19 protein-coding genes are annotated in these 19,840 nt (G+C 67.2%); 7 read left to right on the forward strand and 12 right to left on the reverse strand.

Annotated features, from left to right (window positions below):
* Positions 1-220: 220 nt before the first annotated feature.
* On the forward strand, positions 221-586 hold the full coding sequence (locus OIU93_RS14120; protein ID WP_264270715.1) for a hypothetical protein: 366 nt from the start codon (positions 221-223) through the stop codon (positions 584-586).
* A gap of 326 nt (positions 587-912) precedes the next feature.
* Here OIU93_RS14120 and OIU93_RS14125 read toward each other — a convergent pair whose 3' ends face one another.
* The 8 genes from OIU93_RS14125 to OIU93_RS14160 form a co-directional block, all read right to left on the reverse strand.
* Positions 913-1,533 (reverse strand): dihydrofolate reductase family protein, encoded by a 621-nt coding sequence (locus tag OIU93_RS14125; protein ID WP_264270716.1) that lies wholly within the window; start codon positions 1,531-1,533, stop codon positions 913-915.
* Between the two features lie 195 nt (positions 1,534-1,728).
* The gene (locus tag OIU93_RS14130; RefSeq protein ID WP_264270717.1) at positions 1,729-2,109 is read right to left on the reverse strand and encodes a VOC family protein; all 381 of its coding nucleotides are present in this window, start codon (positions 2,107-2,109) and stop codon (positions 1,729-1,731) included.
* A gap of 253 nt (positions 2,110-2,362) precedes the next feature.
* Entirely contained in the window at positions 2,363-2,851 is a 489-nt protein-coding gene (locus tag OIU93_RS14135; protein WP_264270718.1) for a GNAT family N-acetyltransferase, read from the reverse strand.
* A 147-nt stretch (positions 2,852-2,998) separates the two neighbouring features.
* Positions 2,999-4,117, reverse strand: coding sequence for a hypothetical protein (locus OIU93_RS14140; RefSeq protein WP_264270719.1), 1,119 nt, complete (start codon positions 4,115-4,117; stop codon positions 2,999-3,001).
* Positions 4,118-4,642: 525 nt separating this feature from the next.
* Complete coding sequence (locus tag OIU93_RS14145) at positions 4,643-5,350, reverse strand: GNAT family N-acetyltransferase (RefSeq protein WP_264270720.1); 708 nt, start codon at positions 5,348-5,350, stop codon at positions 4,643-4,645.
* Positions 5,351-5,423: 73 nt separating this feature from the next.
* Entirely contained in the window at positions 5,424-6,560 is a 1,137-nt protein-coding gene (mnmA, locus tag OIU93_RS14150; RefSeq protein WP_264270721.1) for a tRNA 2-thiouridine(34) synthase MnmA, read from the reverse strand.
* The gene (locus OIU93_RS14155) at positions 6,557-7,792 is read right to left on the reverse strand and encodes a cysteine desulfurase family protein (RefSeq protein ID WP_264270722.1); all 1,236 of its coding nucleotides are present in this window, start codon (positions 7,790-7,792) and stop codon (positions 6,557-6,559) included. Before OIU93_RS14155 ends, mnmA begins: the two co-directional genes overlap by 4 nt.
* An 88-nt stretch (positions 7,793-7,880) precedes the next feature.
* The gene (locus OIU93_RS14160) at positions 7,881-8,792 is read right to left on the reverse strand and encodes a hypothetical protein (RefSeq protein WP_264270723.1); all 912 of its coding nucleotides are present in this window, start codon (positions 8,790-8,792) and stop codon (positions 7,881-7,883) included.
* Between the two features lie 134 nt (positions 8,793-8,926).
* Between OIU93_RS14160 and folP the strand changes: the two genes are divergently transcribed.
* The 5 genes from folP (at position 8,927) to OIU93_RS14185 (ending at position 12,927) form a co-directional block, all read left to right on the forward strand.
* A complete protein-coding gene (folP, locus tag OIU93_RS14165; RefSeq protein WP_264270724.1) occupies positions 8,927-9,907 on the forward strand; it encodes a dihydropteroate synthase in 981 nt (326 codons plus the stop codon).
* Positions 9,907-10,692, forward strand: a complete 786-nt coding sequence (locus tag OIU93_RS14170; RefSeq protein ID WP_264270725.1) for a pyrimidine reductase family protein — start codon at positions 9,907-9,909, stop codon at positions 10,690-10,692. Before folP ends, OIU93_RS14170 begins: the two co-directional genes overlap by 1 nt.
* A gap of 58 nt (positions 10,693-10,750) precedes the next feature.
* Positions 10,751-11,677, forward strand: a complete 927-nt coding sequence (locus OIU93_RS14175) for a J domain-containing protein (RefSeq protein WP_264270726.1) — start codon at positions 10,751-10,753, stop codon at positions 11,675-11,677.
* 96 nt (positions 11,678-11,773) lie between these two features.
* Positions 11,774-12,250 (forward strand): tRNA (cytidine(34)-2'-O)-methyltransferase, encoded by a 477-nt coding sequence (locus OIU93_RS14180; protein WP_264270727.1) that lies wholly within the window; start codon positions 11,774-11,776, stop codon positions 12,248-12,250.
* 119 nt (positions 12,251-12,369) lie between these two features.
* Positions 12,370-12,927, forward strand: a complete 558-nt coding sequence (locus OIU93_RS14185; protein WP_264270728.1) for an anti-sigma factor — start codon at positions 12,370-12,372, stop codon at positions 12,925-12,927.
* 91 nt (positions 12,928-13,018) lie between these two features.
* Here OIU93_RS14185 and OIU93_RS14190 read toward each other — a convergent pair whose 3' ends face one another.
* The 4 genes from OIU93_RS14190 to OIU93_RS14205 all read right to left on the reverse strand — a co-directional run bounded on the left by OIU93_RS14190 (position 13,019) and on the right by OIU93_RS14205 (position 17,503).
* Positions 13,019-13,774: a PIG-L deacetylase family protein gene (locus OIU93_RS14190; protein ID WP_264270729.1), complete on the reverse strand. Its 756-nt coding sequence runs from the start codon at positions 13,772-13,774 to the stop codon at positions 13,019-13,021.
* Positions 13,775-13,779: 5 nt separating this feature from the next.
* Positions 13,780-14,733, reverse strand: a complete 954-nt coding sequence (locus OIU93_RS14195; protein ID WP_264270730.1) for an electron transfer flavoprotein subunit alpha/FixB family protein — start codon at positions 14,731-14,733, stop codon at positions 13,780-13,782.
* Between the two features lie 23 nt (positions 14,734-14,756).
* Positions 14,757-15,578 carry an electron transfer flavoprotein subunit beta/FixA family protein gene (locus OIU93_RS14200; RefSeq protein WP_264270731.1) on the reverse strand — a complete coding sequence of 274 codons (822 nt, stop codon included), beginning with the start codon at positions 15,576-15,578 and terminating at the stop codon, positions 14,757-14,759.
* A gap of 320 nt (positions 15,579-15,898) precedes the next feature.
* Positions 15,899-17,503 (reverse strand): S1C family serine protease, encoded by a 1,605-nt coding sequence (locus OIU93_RS14205; protein WP_264270732.1) that lies wholly within the window; start codon positions 17,501-17,503, stop codon positions 15,899-15,901.
* Between the two features lie 270 nt (positions 17,504-17,773).
* On the opposite strand from OIU93_RS14205, the gene OIU93_RS14210 reads away from it, so the two are divergent.
* Entirely contained in the window at positions 17,774-19,816 is a 2,043-nt protein-coding gene (locus OIU93_RS14210) for a TPM domain-containing protein (protein ID WP_264270733.1), read from the forward strand.
* The last annotated feature ends 24 nt before the right edge of the window (positions 19,817-19,840 follow it).

Genomic DNA, 19,840 nt, shown 5'->3' on the forward strand with positions numbered 1-19,840 from the left:
CATTCCTTTTCTGTCAGCGAGCATGCGAGGTGATAGAAAACACATGCTTCATACAGCCTAAGTGATCATCGTCACTAAGCGCCATCAACTGTCGCCCTCAGTCGTATCGAAATGAAAATGTAACCAGGCTGTCCGTTCCCTTCCGCCGCCAGCAGGCCCCACCGGCGCTTTGCCCCCGTCCGTCCCCGCTCCCCGGCGAAGTGGCCTAGGGTTAAGCACGATGATGACACGAAGAGACGCTGCGATTGCGTTGGATATCCCCATGGAAATGGCCAAGCGCCACGGCATCCCGCCGCGCCTGAGCGAGGCCGCATTCGCCGAAATGAACGCCAATCCCCCGGCTTGGCTCATCCAGTCGCGCGCCAACCGCACCGGCAAGCGCCCCGTATGGGTTCACCTGACCTGCGCCGTTTGCGGTTTCGCCGAGACCGAGCGACCCAAGAAGTGGTGGCCGGAATTCGATTTCGTGCACTGCGCCGAGCACGGCCCGGCCCAGCTCCCGCGGCTCGAAGCTGGCAAGACACGCCTGGAATACCCGGACATCACCCCGCGCATGTACGGAATCGTCGACGAGGCCAAGGCCTAGCCGCACCTTTTGCATAAAAACGTCCCGTGTTCCGTCCCGCTTCCCGTAGGGACGGAACACGGGACGTTTCGTGTGGAATGCGCCACGCGGATGGTGGGAACGTGCCCTCGAGTGCGCTTCCCCGAGCTGTGGGAACCGGGAACGAGTGCGCAGGGCCTCTGGCCCAACGGCTGCCGGTCCGAAGAGGCAACCGAAACAATCCCGCGGTTCATGGCGGTCGGCGGCGGGACCAAGCGGGAATCTGGATTCGCCGGGTTGAGGGATTGCGCGTGCACCGGAGTACGATCTTGGCCGATCGATCGAGACCGGATGGGAGCAACGCTGGGTTATTGCTCGCTGTCGATGGCCTTGGCCGTGTCTACCGTTTCCGGAGGTCCCTCGAGCCGCCGGTAGCGGACCAGCATCACACCGCTTGTGAAGGACCTCGGCGGCTCGACCACTTCGAAGCGGGTCGGGACCGTGCCTGCCGGAAAGAGCCGCTTTCCCTCCCCGATCACCACCGGGCAGACCCACAGGTTCACCCGGTCAACCAGGCCTTCGCGAAACAGGGTCTGCAGGAGGTTCGCGCTTCCCCAGGTGTGGATCTGCTCGTGCCTCTGCCGCAGGTCGCGAACCTCCTGTGCGGCATCGGAAACCTGCGTGCTGGTGGCCCAGGTCAACTGCGGCTTGCCGCGGGATGCCACGTACTTGGGCACCCGATTGAAGACGCTTCCGATCTCGTCGGTCGCGCTCGGCCAGTAGCCGCGGAAGATGTCGTAGGTCGTCCGGCCCAGCAGCAGCGCGTCGGATGCCTGCACGTCTTCTACCAGCAAGTCGGATGACTCTTGATCCCAATATGGACGTTCCCATCCGGCGTACTCGAAGTCCCCGTCTTGTTCGTTTGGGCCTCCATTGGCCTGGATCACGCCGTCAAGCGTGATGTTCATATTGACGTGTAGCTCGCCCATGATGCCGTTCCCCTGATCATTCGCACAGTGTCCGCCGGACCACCCCTGCAGCCAGTATCCGACCCGGGCCTCAAATCGACAACAGGCAGGCCCTGCTGTTATGCGTCGGGGGGGCCGCTGCGACTTTGCCATTCACATGGCCCAAGGCCAATGAGTTGCTGCGGACCAATGTTCCGCCCTTCAGGGCAGGGTGTCTTAATGTTGGTTCTTGACGTCCTGCACGGAACGCGACAGCAGGCAGAACTCATTTCCCTCGGGATCACCCAAGACGACCCAGCTGACATCCCTTCCCTGGCCCACGTCCTTCCGCTTCGCGCCAAGGGCAAGCCGGCGCTCGAGCTCCTCGGCCGTGGACACGCCATCCGCACTCAGGTCGAAATGCAGCCGGTTCTTCACGGTCTTTCCCTCGGGCACCGCGAAAACATCGATGGAAGGCCAGGTTTCGTCTTTTGGAGCGATGCTGATTCCGTCGTTGTCCTCTTCGACAATGTGCCAGTCCAAGACGGCGCACCAGAAATCGGCCACTACCCGTGGCCTGATCGCATCGATGGCAACGGCAGCTATACGACTGGACATGGGATCACAGTAGACCAGGACGTGGTGCCATGGACAGGTCCACCAACTCTCGATTTCACTTCGGATCAAGAGCGTCCCGCATGCATCACGTGAACGATTCACCCGCGGCATCGCAGGCTCACCACCGCGGACCGGGTCGACAGGTATGCGCTTTCGATCCAGGGGGCACAGGTGGTCACGGTTTGGGGCCCCTATCGGACGGTTTGCGATGCGGAGGAATGGAAACTGGCAGTAGTTCCGCCGGCCTGTCTGCCTACGACTTGATAGGCACGAGGGTGTAGCGGTCAAGCCCACATTGGTTGGCCTCAAGTTGGAAGCCGCGTCGGGTGAGCATCTTGGCCGAAACGGTGTTGGCCGGATCCACGCGGGCAAAGAGTTCCCGGGAATTGTAGACCTCGGGAATCGTGGTCAGCGCGCCATCGAGCATGGCACCGGCAATGCCTCGACCCCAGAGTTCCGGTGACACCCAGTATCCGATCTCGATGCCCTCGTCCTTCCGAGTGGAAACCACGATGCCGACAGGTTCGTCTGCCTCCATGGCCAGGAACCAGCGCGATGCTCCCGCGAGATCGAGGGCGTCCTCCGCAAGCGCTGCACGAACACGGTCATTGATGGTTTGCCGGTCCCAGGGCCGACCGTCACCAACGAAGCGGGTCACCCGTTCGTCGGAGGCCATGCCGGCGAAAAATGCCGCATCGGACTCTTGAAATGGTTGCAGGGTAATGGGCGGAGGTTGCTGCATTGAGTCTCTTTCGCAGTTGGCGGGGACTTGGCCAACCTATCAAGGGCCCGGGATTGCGGTGCATCGCCTGGCGGGCCCCGGCATCCTGTGACTTGGCTGTTGGTCGCGGTCGGCCGGATACTCGGCGCCGACCGCGACCATGCCCCTCTAGTCTGCGATGAGTTCCACGACACGGCCCTGGTGCAGTGCCCTGTAGATATCGTCGCGCATGAGATTGGCTTCCCGAGCGGTGAGGGTGCTTTCGATCGGCCGGAGCGTAATGCGAATCAGTGCGTTCGCCTGCCCTGGTTCGATCTGCAGCCTGTCCCGTGCCGCCGCAGGCAGGTCCTCGCAGTCGGTCAGTCCAAGAAGCTCAACCGATTCAAGGTCGTCCATGCGTTCCTTTAGCGCTTGGCGGACTTCGTCGCCCAGGATCTCCTCGTCGAAGGATGTGGGGACAACGATCGAGATGTCACGCCGAATCGGCGGAAGAAGCGAGACCGGTTGCCACGGCGCCAGATCGAGCATCTGGGATCCGATGCGTTGGTCGCGGGCACGCAGGAGTCGAATGTCGGGAATGCCCTTGCGCAGCATCAGGGCCCGGTCCAGGCCCATGCCCAGGGCGAGGCCCGACCACTGTTCCGGGTCGAGTCCGGCCCCGGCGAAGAGGTGCGGCGCCATCATGCCGCACTCGGCGAGTTCCAACCATGCGCTGCCAACCAGGACATCCACTTGCATCCCGTTGGTCGTGTAGGGATGGACGGCAGGCACCGTGCGCCATCGGGCACCGGGCAAGACCGCTTCGACGAGAACGGCGATCATCGATTCAAGGTCGACCGGCCCCAGTGCCGGGGATGGACATATCCGCCAGAGGTCCACCTGGTGGGGTGCGCCGACGTGTGTCCGGTCGATGGCGTCCCGTCGATACACCAGCCCGGGCATAACGACCAGTTCGTCCAAGGCGCCGGTTCGCGGCAGATTTCTGAGCAACGAAGGGACCGATGCCGAGGTGTGGCTCCTGAGCATCACCGTGGGGCTCACGTATCGCGAATACCGTTGGTCGCGGGTCACGGTCGACGCGGAGAAGCCCAGGTTGTCGTAGTTATCGGCGACCGAGACCAGCGGGCTGTTTCGCACCGTCTTGGCGGCTACGCCCCAATGGCGGGTGAGAGCCGCGGTGACCTTGCCCAGCAGCTCCTGCATCGCGTGTGGGCCGTGCTCGGGATTGGAGAGGTCACGCATCGTGAGAGCGCCGTGGAGTTCATCGGCGGAAAGATAAGTAGTCATGGAAAGTCCTTGGGTGGGTTTGGATCGGTGGATAATCCCCCGATCCGCTCCGCCGCCAGGACCTAGGCGCGCGCCTCAGAGCCCTCGCGACCGGCGACCGGTCGGGGGCTGATAAATCGCAGTGAGTTACGCATGTAGCCGAGGCTAGCAGGTTGCATGGGCCTGTCCAAGCAACCCTTGGTCATGGGCACACCTGCAAATATCGACGACCTCATCTGAAATCCGGTGAAGGACAACTTCAAGCCACTCGGTGCAGCGACAGGCGGTCCACCGGACCATTCGCCGGGCCCGCCGAAAATATTCGGCGTCACAAGGTGGCACCCATCCTGGCGCTGCTCGGGCTGGTGCCCGTCCACACCGGCCAGGTGATTGATGTATTGGTCGTTTCGTAAGCGAGACGGCCTGCATAATTATTCCGGGGCACGGGCCGTCGAATCCTTGGGACGGAGCGCGGGGCTTCAAGCGCGTGAAGGGGCCGAGGATGGTCATCGATCCGTTTTTCCCCAGCACTACGCAGGCCACCATTCAGGGCATGAGAACCACGCTTGTTTGGGTTCCCGCATACTCGAACGCTGCGCTGACGGCTGTTCGACTCGACGCCGTGTTATCGGTTCTGGCTCGCCACTGTGGAATGAGCCCAGAGGCCATAGCCTGACCCATGGCTATCGTGGCAGCCTTGAGGGCGAGCCCGCGACGCCGCACTTCGGGCGCGGTGAGCACGCCCATCTGAGCCAGGCTGCCTGCCCAAATGTCATATCCGGCACCTGCGTGCGGGAATGGCGGATCAACACTGTCATCTAGCAAGACAAAAGTATTGGCCATCTCGCTCAGGAGAACTTCCGTGGAATCATCTGTCGGGCAGGCACCTTCCAAAGCGACGGCATGTCTTGGATCGCGGCTCACCGTCTGACCGACACTGGGTATGGCACGGCCATCGTCGCAAAAATAAAGTGCAGCTTCACCGAGCGGTTGTCCACCGTACGGTGAACTGATCTCCAATAATTTTGAATGGCTGGCGAGTTCGGCGTCAGTCAGGTCTTCGGCTGCTTCAATTGCCCACCCCGGGCCCACCAGAACGCCAGTTCCAAACAACGACACAAACATGAGCACGGAGCTGTCGTCTTTTTCGCAGAGGATCCTCGTACCGCCGTCAGCCAAGGCGTCCTGATCTACCCCTAGGATTTGTGCCCACGCCAGCTGAACGGTTGAGACGGTGCTGGGTCTTAGCGTCATGCGGCAACCCTAGCGGACGCTTGGCACGGTATGTCCCGGCTTCAGCCACGCCCACGATTTGCAGGCCTCCGGGCTATGAGACGAGTGACGGGTCCCAGGCGGTGGAGCGGGCCGAATCAATGGTGGCCTGGCCCAGCACGCGGGTGCCCTGGTAGATCACCATGGTCTGGCCCGGGGCAACCCCGCGCATCGGCTCGATGAGCGTGGCGACCAGGACGTTGGACCCGTCTTCCTGCGGCTCGACGCGGGCGCGGGCATCGACGGGGTCCCCATGCGCACGCACCTGCACCATGCAGTCGAACTCGGTGCCGGCCTCGGCATCTTTGATGGGCAGCCCGGCCCAGGAGATCCTGATGCCACGCAGCTCGTCGACGGCCAGCAGGGCCTCGGGGCCAACGATGACCTTGTTTTCCTTCGGGCGGATCTCCAGCACGAAGCGCGGCTTGCCATCGGCCGCCGGCGTGCCGAGCTTCAGGCCCTTGCGCTGGCCGACGGTGAAGGCGTGGGCGCCCTCGTGCTCGCCCAGGGCCTTGCCCTCCTGGTCCACGATCTCGCCCTTGGTCATGTCGATGCGCTCGGCCAGCCAGCCGCGGGTGTCCCCATCGGGGATGAAGCAGATGTCGTGGCTGTCGGGCTTGTTCGCCACCGAGAGCCCGCGGGCCTCTGCCTCGGCGCGGACCTCGGCCTTGGAGGGGGTCTCGGCCAGCGGGAAGATGCAGTGCTCCAGCTGCTCGTGGGTGAGCACGCCCAGCACGTAGGACTGGTCCTTGGCCCAGTCGGCGGCGCGGTGCAGCTCCGGGTTGCCTTCCTCGTCGCGGATCACCTTGGCGTAGTGCCCGGTGCAGACAGCGTCGAAGCCCAGCGCGATGGCCTTTTCCAGCAGCGCGGCGAACTTGATGCGCTCGTTGCAGCGCATGCAGGGGTTGGGGGTGCGTCCTGCCTCGTACTCGGCGATGAAGTCGTCGACCACGTCTTCCTTGAAGCGCTCGGAGAAGTCCCAGACGTAGTAGGGGATGCCGAGCACGTCGCAGGCACGCCAGGCGTCGTTGGAGTCCTCGACGGTGCAGCAGCCGCGGCTACCGGTGCGCAGGGTCCCGGGCATACGGCTCAGGGCCAGGTGCACGCCGACGACCTCGTGGCCGGCCTCGACGGCGCGTGCCGCCGCGACCGCGGAGTCGACCCCGCCGCTCATTGCTGCCAAAACCTTCATCGTGTAAACCCTGTCCCTGCCGTTTGGATGCTGCTGACTTGTGCGGCCATGCCGGCCTTTTTTGCCCGTGCATAGGCCTCGGGCAATGCCGCCACCAACTTCTCAACGTCGGAAGCGCTCGTTGTATGCCCGAGAGTGAAGCGTTGTGCGCCACGTGCCGTCGCTTCGTCCCGCCCCATGGCCAAGAGCACGTGGGAGGGTCGCGGCACCCCGGCGGTGCACGCGGAGCCGGTGGAGGAATGGATCCCGAGCATGTCCAGCACGAAGAGCAGCGAGTCTCCCTCGCAGCCCGGGAAGGTGAAGTGCGCGTTGCCCGGCAAGCGGGTGCCCGCGTGTCCGGGATCCGCGGTGCCGTTGAACACGGCCTCGGGGACCAGCCTGGATACCCCGTCGATGAGGGCGTCGCGCAGCGTGGCCAGGCGCTCTGCCTCGGTCGCCAGGTTGGCTGCGGCATGCGTGGCTGCGGCGGCGAACCCGGCCGCGGCCGCGGCGTTCAGCGTGCCGGAGCGCAGCGCGCGTTCGTGCCCGCCGCCGTGCTGCACGGGGGTGAGCACCACGTCGCGTCGCACGAAGAGTGCGCCGATTCCCACCGGCCCGCCGATCTTGTGCCCGGAGACCGCCATCGTGGCCAGCCCGGAGTCGGCGAAGCGGGTCGGCACGGAGGTGAAGGCCTGGACCGCGTCCGAGTGCACCGGGATGCCGTGGGCGTCGGCGAGCGCAACCACCTTGGCCACGGGCTGCACGCTGCCGACCTCGTTGTTGGCCCACATGAGGGTGATGAGGGCAATGTCGTGGGGGTTCTTCGCGATTTCGCCTTCGAGGGCGTTGAGGTCGATGACCCCGTCGGTGTCCACGTTCAGCCAGGTGACGTCCGCCCCCTCGTGGGCTTGGAGCCATTCCACGGTGTCGAGGACCGCGTGGTGCTCGATCACGGAGCAGAGGATGCGCTTGCGTGCCGGGTCGGCGGCGTTGCGGTTCCAGTACAGGCCCTTGAGGGCGAGGTTGTCCGATTCGGTGCCGCCGGAGGTGAAGACGACCTCCGAGGGGTGGGCCCCGGCCGCGGCGGCCAGCTGCTCGCGGGCCTCCTCGGTGACGCGGTGGGCGCGGCGGCCGGCGCCGTGCAGCGATGAGGGGTTGCCGGTCTGCGCCAGCTCATGGGTCATGGCGGCGAGCGCTGGGCCGGACATGGGTGTCGTGGCTGCGTGGTCTAGGTAAATGGGGCTCGTGGACACCGAACAATTCTAGCCCTGTTGCCGGTCTCCGGGGCGGAGTGATTCCTCACAGCGCCCCCGCATCCCCCTCCCACGCGCCCACAGGGGGCTAGTTGCCTTCCCCCTGGAAGTACTCCCCCGCCAGTTCCTCGGGATCGAAGGGTTCGTCATCCGCCGCCGGCAGCTCGTTGCGGGTGTCTCCGGCCGCATCGAGCCGGGAGTCGGCGTCGACTTCCCAGACCTCGATGCCGGCGCAGCCCAGCAGGGCGTCGATGAGCCCGCGGCTGCCGCCGACGATGGTGGAATCCTCGTAGAGCTCGGTGGACATCAGCCAGGCGCGGTCTTGGGGCCAGGCGAGGTTGGGCGACTGGCGCTGTTCACCCAGGGAGGTCCGTGCCCACAGTGGGCTGGCCAGGTCTTCCGCATCGCCGCGGAAAACGTAGAAGGAGCGGTAGCCGGAACCGATCTGCAAGGTCGGCGCGTTCCTGACCTCTTCGGAAAATGCCGGTGCCTTGGCACGGGCGGCAAGTTCCTCGGCGCGCCTTGCGTTTTCTTCCTCGGTGAGGGCGGGGTCGTTCTCGATCACTACCTCGACCTGGTCGCCGCCGTGGATGAACGCCAGCCCGTTCCAGAGCGCCAGGTGGATCTCGCCAGGGGTTCCGGTGTGCGCCGCCAGCAGCGGGGCGATGGCGCGCAGCTGGGCGGCACCCAGCCCGTCCCAGCCAGGGGCTTCCCCCTCCCAGGAGTCCTCTGCCAGTGGCACCCCGTCCTCGCCGATCCCAGAGAGCGCGGCGAACTGCGCCAAGGCGTGCATGGTGCTGCCGCGCCGTTTGGCGATCTCATCCCAGCGCACGGGCTGCCCGTCGGTCCCCATGGCCGGGTGGAAGATCCGTGCATAGGCGGCAAAGCCGCGGGGCACCTGCCCGGCAACCAGGTTTGCCGTGTCTGCGTCCCGGCCTTGTTCCTGCAGGGCCTGCACTATCCATGCGCCGGCATCGGGGGCGACGAAGTTCAAAGTCATTCATACAGGGTACCCAAGCCCGCGCCCGCGGTGCGCCGTGCCGTCCGGCCGTGGAGCCTTGCAATGGGCTTCATCCTCCCCAAAGCTTCTAAAACTGGTAAGAATGGTCTAACAGATCATTGCTAGGAGCCCGCATGAGCATGTACCTACCCGCACTTCGCCACCCGGTCCACCGCTTTGCGCACCGCAGTATTGATTTCAGCGCGCGGGTCGCGTTGATGGCGATTATCAACCGCACGCCCGACAGTTTCTATGATTCCGGGGCCACCTTCGCCCTGGGCTCCGCGGTGGACGCTGCGCTGGAGGCGGTGGACGCCGGGGCCGACTGGATCGACATCGGCGGGGTGCCCTTCTCTCCCGGGCCCGCGCTGTCCTGGCAGGAAGAGGCCCAGCGGATCGTCCCCGTCATCCGGGCGGTTCGGGCGCAAAGCGACGTGATCATCTCAGCCGACACGTTCCTGCCCGAGGTCGCTTCCGCCGCCATGGCCGCGGGAGCCGACGTCATCAACGACACCACCGGGCTGAGCGACCCGCAGCTCGGGCGCGTCGTGGCCGAGGCCGGGGCGCACCTGGTCATCACGCATTCGCTCGCCGCACCGCGCACCATCTACCCGCGCCCCACCTACGACGACGTGGTCGCTGAGGTCACGGGGTACCTGCGTCGGAAGGTCGACTTCGCACTCTCCCTGGGGATCGCCGAGGAGAAGATCATCGTGGATCCCGGCCACGACCTGAACAAGAACACGCTCCACACCCTGGCCATCACCGCCGGGTTCGAGGCCATCGCCGCCCTGGGCTACCCGAGCCTCGCTGCGGTCTCCAACAAGGACTTCATCGGCGAAACCCTGGATGTACCCAAGTCCGAACGCACCGCCGGCTCGATGGCGGCAGCCAGCATGTGCATCATGAACGGGGCACGGATCATCCGCATGCACAACATCCCCGAATCGGTCTCCACCATCCGGATGCTCGAGGCGGCCATGGGGTGGCGCGAGCCGGCGTACCTGCTGCACAACATGGGCGAGGTCAATCCCCCGGCGCACCCCGGTGCCCCGTCCGGTTCCCCGGTCCATGATGACCATTCCGTCCGCAGAACCGCCCGGGAAGGTTCCTGATGCGGCGCCTGCTCCCCGACCCCGCCCCGGACCTCGACGACACGGCCCTGCTCGAGTCCTACGCGCCGCCGGGCTCGGGGGATCCCTTCGTCCGCTTCAACTTCATCTCCTCGATCGACGGTGCGGCAACACTCGGCGGCCTTTCCGGTGACCTGGGCACGGCTGCCGACAAGCGCGTGTTCATGCTGCTGCGCCGGGTGGCCGATGTCATTCTGGTGGGTGCGGGGACGGTGCGGGCCGAGGGCTACGACGGCGAGTTGCTCGATGCCCCCTCGCGCGCCTGGCGCCTGGCGCGCGGCATGCCCGAGCGCCCGTTGCTGGCGGTGGTCTCCGGGCACCTGGACCTGGATCCCGGGAGCGAACTGTTCACCACGAACCCCGGCAAGATCCTGCTCCTCACCTCGGGCGCCGCGGATCCGGAGCGGGCGGCGGCCCTGGGCGCGGTGGCGGAGGTCATCGCTTCCGCGGAACCGGGGCCTGCCATCGACCCGCGGTGGATCATCCGGACGCTGCATGGCAAGGGCCTGCGCATGATCCATTCCGAGGGCGGGCCCACGCTCCTTGGCGACTTCCAGCGGGCCGATGCGGTGGACAGCCTCTGCGTGACCTTCTCCCCGCTGCTGGTGGGCGGGGACTCGCGCCGGATTGCCCGCGGCACCCCCACGGATGTGTCCCGCGAGATGTCCCTGCACCTTCTGCTCGAGGAGGATAGCGGCCTGCTGGCCGAATACCGGCGGGCGCACGGGAGCGGTCCTGCAGGGCAAACGTCCATCGGCAACCGGTAAGATCGCTTGAGCAACATCGCGCATCGATGCCTGCATTCCCGATCCGAAAGGCAGCCACGTGGCCCAGCGGAAAACCCATTACGAGGTCCTGGGCGTTGCCCCCACCGCCAGCGCCACCGAGATCAAGTCCGCCTACCGCAAGGCTGCCCGCCTGACCCATCCGGACCACGGCGGAGACGCCCGGGACTTCGCCGCCGTGACGCTGGCCTACGAAACGTTGATCGACTCTGCTGCCCGCACCCGCTATGACCGCAGCTACGGCACCGAGTCAAGCTACCTGCGCGGCAAGGCGCCAGCCCCCGAGGCCGGCGGAAGCCCGTCCGACGGCGGATCGATGCGTTTTGGGACCGGCACGGCCCGCCCCTCGGCCACCGACGCCACGACCTACCTCCCGGCGCTCGATGTCCCCGGTGCCATTGACCGGGAAACCTCGGTCCGCCAGGTGCATGGCACCCCGCGCAAGCGCGGGATCTTCGGCGCCCAGGCCCGGCTCGCGCGGGAGAACCGCACGGTCCAACTGCTGGTCCGCAGGGTGCTGCCGTCGCTGCCCTCCACGCGCCTGGTCAACGGGCTGCATGCCCCGGGCGGGGGCTACATCGACCACGTCCTGCTGGGCGGCTACCGGCTGGCGCTGATCCACTCCATGATGTTGCCCAAGGGCGTCTACCGCTGGGACGGTGCCTCGCTGCTGCGCGACGGCAAGCACATCGACCCGCCGCGCATTGCCCCGCTGGTGCACGAGATGCAGCGCCTCTTCCCCGAGCTGAACGTCACCGGCTGGACGGTCATCCTGTCCCCGGACGGGAACCTGCACGAACCTGTCATCGACTATGACCGCGGCGCCGAACCCGGCCCCATCAACGCGCTGAATGTCGTCAACGCCATCAACCTGGTGCGGGAAATGAAGATGTTCCTGGGCACCGGGCCCGCCCCGCATGTGGTGGATCGCACCATTTTGGCGCGCCTGCTGGGCGGAATGTACTAACCACGCGGGACGGCTGCCCGCCCGGGCGGACCGCGGGCCGCGCCATGGACCGGGCCCCTGCTGGCGTCGAGGCCCCGGCACCGTAAACTGGGGGGCGTGTTCCGAATCCTTTTTTACACTCCCGAAATTCCCGGCAATACCGGCAATGCCATCCGCCTGGCCGCCGTCACCGGCGCGCAGCTGCACCTCGTCGAGCCGTTGGGCTTCGACTTCGAGGACTCCAAGCTGCGCCGCGCGGGCCTCGATTACCACGACCTGGCAGTGGTCACCGTCCACAAGGACCTCGAATCGGCGTGGGCGGCGCTTGCCCCCACACGCGTCTTCGCCTTCACCTCCGAGGGAGAGACCATGTACACGGATGTGGCCTACGAGCCGGGCGACGTGTTGCTCTTCGGCCCCGAATCCGTCGGCCTGCCCACCGTGGTGAAGCAGGACGAGCATGTGACCGCCACGGTGCGCCTGCCCATGCTGGAGGCCCGCCGCTCGCTGAACCTGGCCAACTCCGCCTCGATCGCGCTGTACGAGGCCTGGCGACAGCACGGCTTCGCCGGCACCGGCACCGGCACGCGCTAGGCGCCCGGTGCATGCGGCCGGTATCCGGCCGGCACACACTAAACACCTAGGCTTCTCGCCTATGCTTACACGTGGCATTCCCCGGCCACCCCAACTCGATTTCCGAAGGACGGCAACTCATGACCGGCACCGATCCCGCCACCCCCGCGCACCGCGGCGACGAGAACGAAGAGGACCTCGGCATGGATCTGGTGGACCAGGTGTCCACCGACGCCGAGCGCCCGGCCCGACGCCCGCTCAAGAGGTGGGTGCTCGTGGTTGCAGGCCTGGCAGTGCTCCTGATCGGCCTCATCGCGGGCCTGTCGACCCTGGTCCCGACCAACTACGTCTCCAAGGTCGAGCGAGCCTCCGACCAGGTCGTCGTTCAGGCGGAGCTGGAAGGCGGCGGGAACGCGGTGCTCACCACCTCGGCGAAGGCCGATGCAGGCATGATCGAGCTCACCGGCCTGCCGGACGTGGGCTCGAGCGAGACCTACTCGGTGTGGCTCATCGAGGCCTCCACCGACAGGCCCACCCTGCTGGCCAACGTCGTTCCCGGGGAGGAACCGGCGCAGGAGGGATTCAACGGCGTCGAGAAGATCGCCTCCGTCATGGTCTCGCTGGAGCCCGCCGATGGCAGCAGCACCGCACCGAGCTCCGCGCCGCTTGCCGTGCTTGACCTTCCCGAGCCGAAGTAGCGATTCATCGGCGCACCCGCGCCGCAGACGACAGTGGGCCGTCTTCCCCTACGCGGGGAAGACGGCCCACTGTGCTCTGGTCCGATGAACGCTAGAAACCGGCGATGGTGTCGGCCGCGTTGACCGCCACCACGTGGAAGGCCTCCGCCAGGGCGCCGGGGGCCAGGCCCGCCTTGGCTCCCTGGTCCGCGCTCTGGGCCCGCACATAGCGTTCCATGGCCGGCACGTCGGGGTGCTGGCTCAGGTGCTGGCGAAGCGCGGAGAGCTTGAGGTCGAACACCTGGGTGATCTCCACCCGGTGGTTCTCCCTTTCCGCCGGCGCCCCGTAGAGCCAGAGCCACGGCAGCTTGTACGCCTCGAGCCCGGCCTCCAGCAGCTCCGGGTAGGAGAACGGGTTCTCCACCGCCGGGTAGATCGCGCGGGTCACCGCCTCGCCGCAGGCCAGGTGGTCAGGGTGCGAGCGCTGGATCCGCTCCCAGTTGCGTTCCGGGTGCATGGCCACCACCACGTCGGGGCGCAGCGTGCGGATCAGCTTGACCACCTGTTGCATGACCCGGTGGTTGGGTTCCAGGAAGCCGTCGGCCTCCCCCAGGAAATGCACGGTTTGCACGCCCACCAGCGCGGCGGCCGCGCGCTGCTCGGCGTGCCGGGTGGCGGTGATCTCCGCCGCGGTGCGCGTATCGAATCCCCCGGCGTCACCGTCGGTCATGATGCAGTATTCGACCTGCACGCCGGCAGCGGTCCAGGCCGCCACGGTGCCCGAGGCCCCGAAGTCCAGGTCGTCGGGGTGCGCGCCGAAGCACAGCACCCGGTTGACCGGCTCGGTCTCCGGGTCAAAGATGCCCACGCCCGCTAGCCCTTGCGCCGGCGGATCTCGGCGGCTGCCTGCGGCAGCACCGTGGCAAGGTCCCCCACGATTCCCAGGTCCGCGATCTCGAAGACCGGGGCGTCGGGGTCCTTGTTGATCGCGATGATGGTCTTGGCCGTCTGCATGCCTGCCTTTTGCTGGATGGCCCCGGAGATCCCGGCGGAGATGTACAACTGCGGGGAGACAGTGGTGCCGGTCTGCCCGACCTGCGCCGAGTGGTCGATCCAGCCGGCGTCGGTGGCGGCGCGCGAGGCGCCGACCGCCGCGCCCAGCGCATCGGCCAGGTCCTCGACGGGACCGAAATCCCCGTCGACGCCGCGGCCCCCTGCCACCACGAAGCGGGCCTCGGAGAGCTCCGGGCGCCCGGTGGCGGTGTGAGGTGCGCTGGCGGTGATGCGGGCAGCCGGGGCCGTGTCGCCGATTTCGAGTTCGTGCACCGGCGCGGTTGTGCCGCCGGCGGGCGTCGCCTCGGGCACCTCGACGCTGTTGGCCTTCAGCGTGATCAGTGCCGGCCCGCGGGTGGCCTGTGCCTTCACGGTCCAGCTGCCGGCGAGCACCGGCTTGGTCACGGTCAGCTCGGCGTCCACGTCGATGGCGTCGGTGATGACTCCGGCGTCCAGGCGCACCGCAGTCCGTGCGGCGATTTCACGTCCCTCGACGCTGTTGGGCAACAGCACCGCCGAGGCGCCCGATGCGCGCACCGCTGCCTCCAGCAGCGAAACGGCGGGGGCGATGAGCCCGTCGGCGTCCAGGCCGCCGGCAGCGGCATAGAAAGCGGTGGCGCCGGCTGCGCCAAGCCCCGCCAGTGCCGCGTCGTCGGCCGGGCCGCCGAGCACCGCGCTTGCATCGCCCAGCCGGGCCGCCAGCGCCAGCAGCTCGCGCTGGCCCTTGGACGGCGTGCCGGCGGGGGCGTGGATGTAAACCAATATCTTCATCATGCGTGTATCCCCTTGGGTAGGTGCTAGATCAGCTTGGCGTCGGCAAGGAAGTCAACCAGCGCGATGCCGGCCTGGCCGGAGTCGGTGATGATTTCGCCGGCGGCGCGCGGCGGGCGCGGATCGGCGCCCAGGACGCGGGTCGCGGACCCGGCGGCGCCCACTGCCGATTCGGCCAGGCCCAGCTCGGCGAGCGTGAGCGTGGTGACCTTCTTCTTCTTGGCTGCCAGGATCCCGCGGAAATTCGGGTAGCGCGGCTCGTTGGCCTGGTCGGTGACCGAGAGCAGCACCGGCAGCCCGGCTTCCAGGGTCTGTGCCCCGTCCTCGCCCTCGCGCACCGCAGTAACCGTGTTGGATCCGGGGTCGAGCTCGACCTTGGACAGGTTGGTCAGCTGCGCAATGCCCAGGCGTTCGGCCAGTTGCGCCGGCACGAGCGAGGTTTCCGCGTCGGTGGAGGCCATGCCGGTCAGCACCACGTCGAAGCCGCCCAGCTGCTTGATGGCCGTGGCCAGCACCAGGGACGTGGCCCCGGCGTCGGAGCCCGCCAGCGCTGGATCGGAAATGTGCACACCCTTCGCGGCACCCATCTGCAGGGACTTCTTCACGGCGTTCGCCGCAGCGTCCGGGCCCATCGTCATCGCGGTGACGGTGTTGCCGGCCTTTTCCCCGCCGCGGGACTCGGACAGCGCCAGGGCGGCCTCGATGGCGTACTCGTCGAGTTCCGACAGGACGGAATCCTTGCGGTCCAGTCGGTTGCCCGGACCTGTCAGCTGGCGCTCGAATTGGACATCTGGCACGTGTTTGACCAACACGAGAATGTTCAAGGGCGTGCCGGTGTTCTGGCTCATTGCTGCCTTTCTGAAAACGTGGACAGATCTGGGGGAACGGCGGCCGGTGCTCACCGGCTTCCGCCAAAGGCGGGCGGGACCGGCCCTTCCCCTCGTATATCGTATCGGTGCCTGGCACCGCCCGATGGCATTGCCCGGGCCCCGGGAGCTGCCCGTTCCCGGCCCCGACGCACCAAACGCGGCGTGCCTGCAGGAAGGGGGTGTGGTCCTTGTTGCAGGCACGCCGCGTCCGGTGACATTTCGCAAGGTTGCGTCGTGTTGCGCCGCGTTGCGGCCGGCGGGACCGGCCGTGTTACCGCGTGTTGCGGGCGGGCCCGGAGTCAGCTGGCCGGGGATTCCCCGACCGTCACATTCGCGGTGGCAGCGTTCCCTCCGCGGATGTAGTGGATTTCCGCTTTTCCACCGGAAGGGAGCTCACGGATCGCGGCGGTCAGCGAGGTGCTGTCGGAGATGGTGCGGGCATCCACCCCGGTGATCACGTCCCCGACCTCCAGGCCGGCGGCGGCCGCCGGGCTGTCGGCAACGACCTTCTTGACCTCGGCGCCGACGCTGAAGGACGACGATCCGCCGTTCTCCACGGATGCGGGCTTGGCCAGCACCTCCACCCCGAGCATGCCGTGCGAGGCCGAGCCGTCGGCGATGATGTCGTCGGCGATGCGCTTGGCGTAATCGATCGGGATCGCGAAGCCGACGCCGATCGACCCGCCGTCCGAGGAGCCCTCGGAACCGGACCCGGAGGAGGCGATCGCGACGTTCACGCCGATGATGTCCCCGTTGACGTCCACCAGTGCGCCGCCGGAGTTGCCGTGGTTGATGGCCGCATCGGTCTGGATCACGTTGATGAAGATCGAGCCGGCGGACCCGGACTGCTGCTCCGGGACACCGGGGAACTGGAAGTTGAACTGGTTGCCGTCCCCGTCTCCCTCCGCGCTCTCGTCCTGTTCGGGCACCGCCGAGGAGGCCACGGAGATGGTCCGGTTCAGCGTGGAGATGATGCCGTCGGTAACGGTGCCGCTCAGGCCCAGCGGTGCACCGATGGCTACCGCCGTGTCACCCACGTTCAGCTCGGACGAGGCGCCCAGCGTCGCCGGAACCAGGGACGGTGCATCGATCTTGATCACGGCCAGGTCCGAGAGCGGGTCGGTTCCCACCAGGGAGCCGTTGTGCACCTTCCCGTCCGAGGTCCGCACAGAGATCGACGGGTCGCCGGTGGTGCCGCCCAGGGTCACCACGTGCGTGTTGGTGAGGATGTGTCCGGCGGTGTCCAGGATGATGCCGGAGCCCGAGCCGGCCGAGCCGGAGCCCGAGACGTCGATGGTCACGACGCTGGGGCTGGCCTTGGCGGCAGCGGCGGTGACAGCGGTGACGTTCTCCGGGTTGTTGATGACCACGTCGCCCTGGGGCGTCTGGGTGCTCGAAGAGACGGTGGTCCCGTTGGAGGACATCACGTAGTTGGCGCCCACCGCGCCGCCGGCACCCACGAGCGCTGCTGCAACCATGCCCACGATCAGGGCGCCGGAGGTGAACTTCTTCGGGGAATTGTTCTGGGCAGGGGGCACGGCGAAGGCCGCGGCGTGGTCCTCGGGGGTCGGGGACCCGTAGGGCGAGGCCGAATGCTGTCCCTGCGCGTTCCAGGCTTGTCCGTAGGCAGGCTGCTGCACCGGCTGCTGCGGGCCGGCGGCATCCTGCTGCGCGGCGGTGTGGCGCGGCATTGACTGCGTCTGGTCCGCGGCGCCCTCGATCTTGTCCACCGGAGCCCGCCCTTCGTCCGCGGCGGGCTGCTCCATGGCAACCGGCTGCGCGGCGTCCGGACCGCTGGAAGGGGTGGTTGGCGGTGCCACGGGGCGCGGCGGCACGGCGCCGGCTTCGGGCTGCGGCCGGCCGTCGGCCGGGGTCCCCGGGTTCTGTGACTCGTTCTCGCTCATGGCTTTCTTCCCATCCTGAAGGTGGATAATCCTGCATTTCCTGGTTACAACTATGCCCTTTTGGGCTGTGGCGGCGAAAAGGGGCACCTGAGTGTTAGCTGTGAGAATGCGTTGTTCGCCATCAGCATCCGGATGATCCGGCGATTCTGTGGACTCGCGTGCATCGCCCCCCATAGACTCAACATCGACAGCAGAAACCGGAAAGTTGCGAGTATCCACGCATCCGACCCGACGTTTCCGCGGCCGACCATGCAAGGGTGAAGGAATAATATGAAGTCGCTCCCCCGGCGGATGGCACTTGTTGCCTCCGCAGGAATCTTGTCCCTGTTCATGCTTGCACCGCCGGCCTCGGCCGATTCCCCCGTGCAGATTCCCCCGGGCGAATTCGTGGTGGACCAGGCCCGGGTTCTGGGGTCCGACGCCACCGAAGTGACCGACGCCGTAAACCAGCTGCGCCTCGACACCGGGCAGTCGCTCTTCGTTATCTACGTGGATACCTTCTCCGATCCGGCCGACCCCGACGAATGGGTTAATGCCGTTGCGGAGTCCAAGCAGATGGGCACCAGCGACGCGGTCCTGGCCATCGCCGTGGAGCAGCGCAACGCGAAGTTCGTCGCCCACGAGGACGGTGACATTTCCGCCGAAGACAGCAGCACCATCTACAACAGGATGGTCGCCCCGCAGTTGTCCCAGCAAGACTGGGCGGCCGCTGCGCTGGCAGCGGTCACGGGCATCGAGAACGTGGCCAACGGCTTGTCGCCTACCGGCGGCGAGCCCGCTTCGAACGAATCGGGCGGCTCCGGCGGCGGCGCCGGATGGATCCTTGTCGGCGGCGTCGCGGTGGTCGGCGGTGCCACCGCCTGGGCGCTGGCACGCCGCAAGAAGCTTCCCGCAGGTCCCCCGCCGCTGGCCACGGGCCCCGACGGCAAGCCGCTGGATCCGCTGGCATCGCTGAGCATCCCCGACCTGCGTACCAAGGCCGGCAGCCTGCTGATTGCCGCCGACGACGCCATTCGCTCCTCCGAGCAGGAGGTCGGCTTCGCGCAGGCCCAATTCGGCGAGGCCGCCATCAAGCCCTTCGCCGAGGACATTGCTGCCGCCAAGGAGCACATGTCCGAGTCCTTCAAGTTGCAGCAGCAGCTGGACGACCACATCCCCGACACCGAAGCCGACCAGCGTTCCTGGCTCGGGGAGATCATCCGCCGCTGTGAGGCAGTGAACGAAACACTGGAGCTGCACACGGAGGAGTTCACCTCGTTGCGCGAGCTCGAACAGAACGCACCTGCGGCCGTCGCCTCGCTCAAGGCGCAGATCGAGCCCATGCGCCAACGTGTCGGCACCGTGAAGGACCATCTCGCCGAACTCGCCACCCGCTACACCGAGGGCGCGCTGCACCAGGTCCACACCAACATCGCCGAGGCCACCGACCGACTCGACTTCGCCAACACCGCGGTGCTGACCGCAGAGGCGAAGATCGCCTCGTCCGAGACCTCAGAGGCCGCCGTGGCCGTGCGGGCCGGCGAGGACGCCGTGCACCAGGCAACCGTCCTGCTTGAAGCGATCGCCCACGCCGGAGACGACCTGGACAAGGCCCGGGCGGACCTCGAATCCTTGGTTTCCACCGCCGCGAAGGACCTTGCGCAGGGCCGCGCCCTTGTCGCCAACGGTTCCAACCCCGAGCTTGCCGGTTCCGTCGCCCGCCTTGAGGCAGCGCTGTCCTCGGTCCAGTCCCAGGTCGGCAGCGGCCTGGTGGACCCGGTGGCGCTCGTCTCGGAGGTCGATGCCGGTCTTCGCCCGCTCAATGAACAACTGAACCAGATCCGCGATGCGCAGGAACGCGCCAACCGCGCGGCCGAGTCCCTGCAGTCCGCCATCCGCACCGCACAGATGAAGATCAGCGGCACCGACGACTTCATCAGGGCCAGGCGCGGCGGCGTCGGCGCCACCGCGCGCACCCGTCTCGCCGAGGCCCAGCGCAACTTTGAGGAGGCCCTGCGTCTGGCCCCCTCGGATCCATCCACCGCCCTGTCCCATGCCGAGCATGCCTCCGCACTGGCCGACCAGGCAGCACGCGAGGCGGAAAACGATGTCGATGGCTTCGGCGGCGGTTTCGGCGGAGGGCGCGGAGGCGGCAGCGGTCTTGGCGGTGCCATCCTCGGCGGCATCCTTATTGATTCCATCCTGCGCGGCGGTTCGCACTCGGGCGACTCCGGCGGCGGCCTCTTTGGCGGCGGCGGTTTCGGTGGATTCGGCGGCGGCGGAGGCGGCGGCTTCGGAGGCGGCTTCGGCGGTGGCGACGGGGGCAACTTCTAGGCAGGTGCCGCCCCGGCCGGCCTG

Origin of the sequence: Paeniglutamicibacter sp. ZC-3 (assembly GCF_025847175.2) — a bacterium.
In the GTDB taxonomy this organism is placed as follows: domain Bacteria; phylum Actinomycetota; class Actinomycetes; order Actinomycetales; family Micrococcaceae; genus Paeniglutamicibacter; species Paeniglutamicibacter sulfureus.